The sequence below is a fragment of the Streptomyces sp. NPDC059456 genome (assembly GCF_042750055.1).
Taxonomy (GTDB): domain Bacteria; phylum Actinomycetota; class Actinomycetes; order Streptomycetales; family Streptomycetaceae; genus Streptomyces.
Map to the genome: position 1 here is coordinate 1 of NZ_JBHYVA010000772.1, position 3,775 is coordinate 3,775.

1 protein-coding gene and 2 pseudogenes are annotated in these 3,775 nt (G+C 79.3%); all 3 read right to left on the reverse strand.

Annotation, left to right across the window (positions count from 1 at the left end; genetic code table 11):
• Nucleotides 1-800, reverse strand: a pseudogene (locus ACFXA3_RS38180) (hypothetical protein); the annotation flags it as partial.
• The gene (locus ACFXA3_RS38185; protein WP_385195203.1) at nt 797-3,103 is read right to left on the reverse strand and encodes an ATP-binding protein; all 2,307 of its coding nucleotides are present in this window, start codon (nt 3,101-3,103) and stop codon (nt 797-799) included. The pseudogene ACFXA3_RS38180 and the gene ACFXA3_RS38185, both read right to left, overlap by 4 nt.
• A pseudogene (locus ACFXA3_RS38190) lies at nt 3,096-3,775 on the reverse strand (hypothetical protein); the annotation flags it as partial. The pseudogene ACFXA3_RS38190 and the gene ACFXA3_RS38185, both read right to left, overlap by 8 nt.

A 3,775-nucleotide genomic window follows, 5' to 3' on the forward strand; every position in this document is an offset into this window, starting at 1 on the left:
GTCCAGGAGGGGGGCGAGCCGGCGCCGGATGCCGATGTTGGCCCGCATCCGCGGGTCCTTGGCGTACTCGGCGTACATGTAGTCACGCAGCCGCCCGAGTCGAGCGTGAGGTAGCGGCGCAGGAACGGGTGGCCGTTCAGGAAGAATCCGGCCGCGCACTCCTCCGGGACGGTGTTGCTGGCGGGGGCGGCGGAGCGGATCGTGATCCGCGTGCCCTCCACGATCCGGGAGAAGTCGTCGTGACGGCGCGTCACGTCGCACGGGTCGGCGAGGGCGGGCACCGGCCGGTCCGGGCAGGACGCGAACTCCGCGAGGATCCAGGCCTCGGCGGTGCGCCGCGCGGGCGGTCCGGGATCGGGGCCGTCGGCGGGCCGCCCGTCCGGAGGCGGGGGCGGGTGGGCTTCGGCCCACGCGCGCGCCCACCCGCTCAGGGAGACGCACCAGGCCGCGTCCAGGGTGAGCTCGCGGCCGAGCCCGTCGACGGCGAGCCCGGGCAGGACCCTCAGCTCGTCGCCGTCGCGGGTGACCCCGAGCCCCCGGATGACGCCGGGCCCGTGCTGCCAGGCGTTGTGCAGCATCAGCTTGCCGCGCGGATTGCCCATCAGGACGCGGAAGTCGTCCTCGCCGAGCAGCATCCCGAAGGCCGCGCGCAGCGCGAGGAAGGGGTTGACGGGCAGCTCGTCGCCGCCGCAGGGACCGCATCCGCACGGGCCGCCCGCGTGCGCGGGGTCGGTGGGCGGGGCCGGGGCGGAGCCGCCGCCACAGCCGCACGGGGTGCTGCCGGAGCCGAGCGCCGTCATGGGTTCTCCTTCTGGGTACGCCGGTCGGACGCCGAGGGGGCGGCGGGGAACGGGAGGCCCGGAATCGGCCCGAAGGCCCGGCCGGCGGCCGGGGCCGAGGACCGGTCGGGGGCCGGAACCGAGGGGTGGTCGGGGGCTGCCGTGCAGGGGCGATCGGGGGCCGGGCCGCGGGAACGGTCGGGGGCCGGGGGTGGGGGATGGTCGGGGGCCAGGGCGCGGGCCGCGCGCCGGTCCGCGCCCGGGGCGTCCCGGCCGGGCGGCACCCCCGGGAAGGGACGGCCCGCCTTCCCGTACTCGCGGCGCATCGCGTCGGCGAGGTGCTCCTGGCGGACCGCTCCCCCGTCGTCCGCCGCCCGGAAGGCCGCGCCGATCGCCGCGTTGCGGATCCAGCCGCCCCGCACCGGGTAGTGCCGGGCGAGCGCCGCCAGGTCCACGTCGGGGTGCAGCAGGGCGCGCGGCAGGTGCAGCTCCCACATCCGGTGGCGGCCCTCCTCGTCGGGGAGCGGGAACTCCACGACGAAGTCCATCCGGCGGAGGAAGGCCGCGTCGATGTTCTGCCGCAGGTTGGTCGTCAGCACGGCCAGCCCGTCGAACCGGTCGAGGCGCTGGAGCAGATAGGCCGTCTCCAGGTTCGCGAACCGGTCGTTGGCCTCGGAGACCTCCGTACGGGTCGCGAACAGGGCGTCGGCCTCGTCGAGGAGGAACACCGCCTGCGTGCGCTCGGCCACGTCGAAGCAGGCGGCGAGGTTCTTCTCCGTCTCGCCGATGTACTTCGAGACCAGCTCGGAGCCGTCCACGACCAGCAGGTCCCGGCCCGCCTCGGTGGCCAGCACCTCGGCGGCCAGCGACTTCCCGGTCCCGGGCGGCCCGGTGAGCAGCAGCCGGACGCCCCGGGCGGCCCGCGCGGCCTCCCGCAGCCGCCAGTCGTCCAGGACCAGCGCCTGGTGGCGCAGCCGGGCCACCGCGTCGCGCAGCTGTGCGCCCGCCTCCCCGCCGAGGACCAGCCGCGGCCAGCGGGCGTCCGGGCCGACCAGCTCGACGCCCGGGGGCAGCAGCGCCCCGGCGCGGGCGCGGATCGCGCCGGAGACGTCCGGGCCGCCGCCCTCGGCGGCGGGGGCCAGGGCGGCGCGGCTGTGCACGTCGAGGGCGACCTGTGCGGTGAGCGCCGGGTCGAGCGGGTGGCGCGCCGCCAGTTCGGGGGCGCGCCCGGCTGCTTCGGGCAGCGCCTCCCGCCAGGCGGTGCGCCGGTCCGCCGTGCCGATCGGCCCGGCCGGCACGGTGAGCACGGGCCGCTGCGGCCCGGGGCGCACGGTGCCCGGCGGGGCGCAGACCAGCAGCGGACCCGGGACGCGGGCGGCGGCGGGGGTGACCGGGCCCGCCGCGTCGGCCGCCGCAGCCGGCACCACCAGCAGCGGGACGGCGTCCCGTACGGCGGCGTGCAGGCCCAGCAGCCCCAGGGCGCGGGGGTCTTCGGGGCGGGTCCGGGCGGCGAACAGGCCGAGTCCGGCGGCACGGGCGAGGGCCGCGCAGCGGCTGAGGGCGACGCTCTCGTCGCGGGCGCAGACCAGCAGGGTGCGGGGCTCGGCGGACCGCAGGGCGGCGACGGCCCGGACGCTTTCGGGGAGTTCGAGCCAGCCGTCGAGTCCGGCGACCGGCGGGCCGGGGTCGGCCTCCTCCAGAACGGCCGGCCGGGCGGGGTGGCCGTGCAGGGCCTCCCACAGTCCCTCGGCGAGGGTCAGGGAACGCTCGTGGAAGGGGCCGTCGCCGGTGAGGACGAGGACGCCCGCGCGTACGGCCGGGCCCTCGTGGAGCAGCCTGCGCAGGGCGACCCGGTCCGGCGCGTGCCCTCGTACGCCGGATGCGGCGGCCCTTGCCCCGGGCCCTGCTCCCGGCTCTGGTCCCGGTCCTGGTCCGGGTCCTGGTCCGGTGCGGGCCGCGCAGTCGATCAGGAGGCCGGCGAGGCCCACGCTGGGGTGGGGCGCCCCGCCGGGGTGCATGGTGCGGAACGTCCGGGCCAGGCCCTCGTGTTCGTCGGGAAGCCCGGCGAACAGGACGAGTTCGGTCTCCAGGGAGCCGAGCCCGAACCGCTGCACCAGCCGGTCGAGCGGGGTCGCGGCCGCGGGGCGGGCGCCGGGGCCGGGGCCGGCCGGGACGCGGTGCGCGGCGCTCGCGGCCCAGTCCCGCAGGAACGCGGCGGACTGGCCGCCCGCCTCCTCGCTGCACAGGGTCTCCAGCAGCTCGGCCACGCGGACGGCGACGGCGGCGGCCCGGCCGGATAGGTCGCGGCTGATGCGCTCAGACATAGCGGTACCTCACGACCGCGCCGAGCCAGCCCAGCCAGCCCGGGTCGAGGTCCAGTCCGGCACGGCGGACCTCCGGGTCGGTGTCGGCGACGGCGAGGACGGCCTCGATCCAGCCGGTCTCGGCGGTGATCCGGCCGGGGCGGCGGGCGACGGCCAGGACGGCGCCGGCCGGGCCGTCCGCGTACGGCCCGTCACCGAGGCGGGCCGCGGTGGCCCGCGCCCAGCCGGCGGCGAGCGCGCCCACGGCGTCCCGCTCGCGGGAGGTCGGCGCGGCGGCGCGCAGCAGCCCCGCGGCGCGGTCGGGTCCCAGCCCGGCGAGGGCGAGGGCGGCGGGATCCGCGGGGGCGATGCCGGGGACGAGGGCGAGAGCCGCGGCGTGCAGGGTCCAGGGCAACGGACGTGCGGCGAGGGCGGGTTCGTCGAGGGCGCGGTCCGGGAGCCCGGCTTCGGCGGCGGTGGCGAGCAGGAACAGCAGCCCGGCCCAGCCGGTGGCGGCGCCGTCCGGCGGATCGGGAGCGAGCCCCGGGCGTACGGGCCCTACGGGGGCCGGCGCGGCCGGGTCGGCGACCGCGGAGCCGGTCGGGCCCGGCCCGGAGCCGTCCGCACCGGTGCGGGGCGGGCCGGCGGCGGGAGGCTCGGGCGGGGGCGCACCCCCGCCGGCCACGCCTTCGG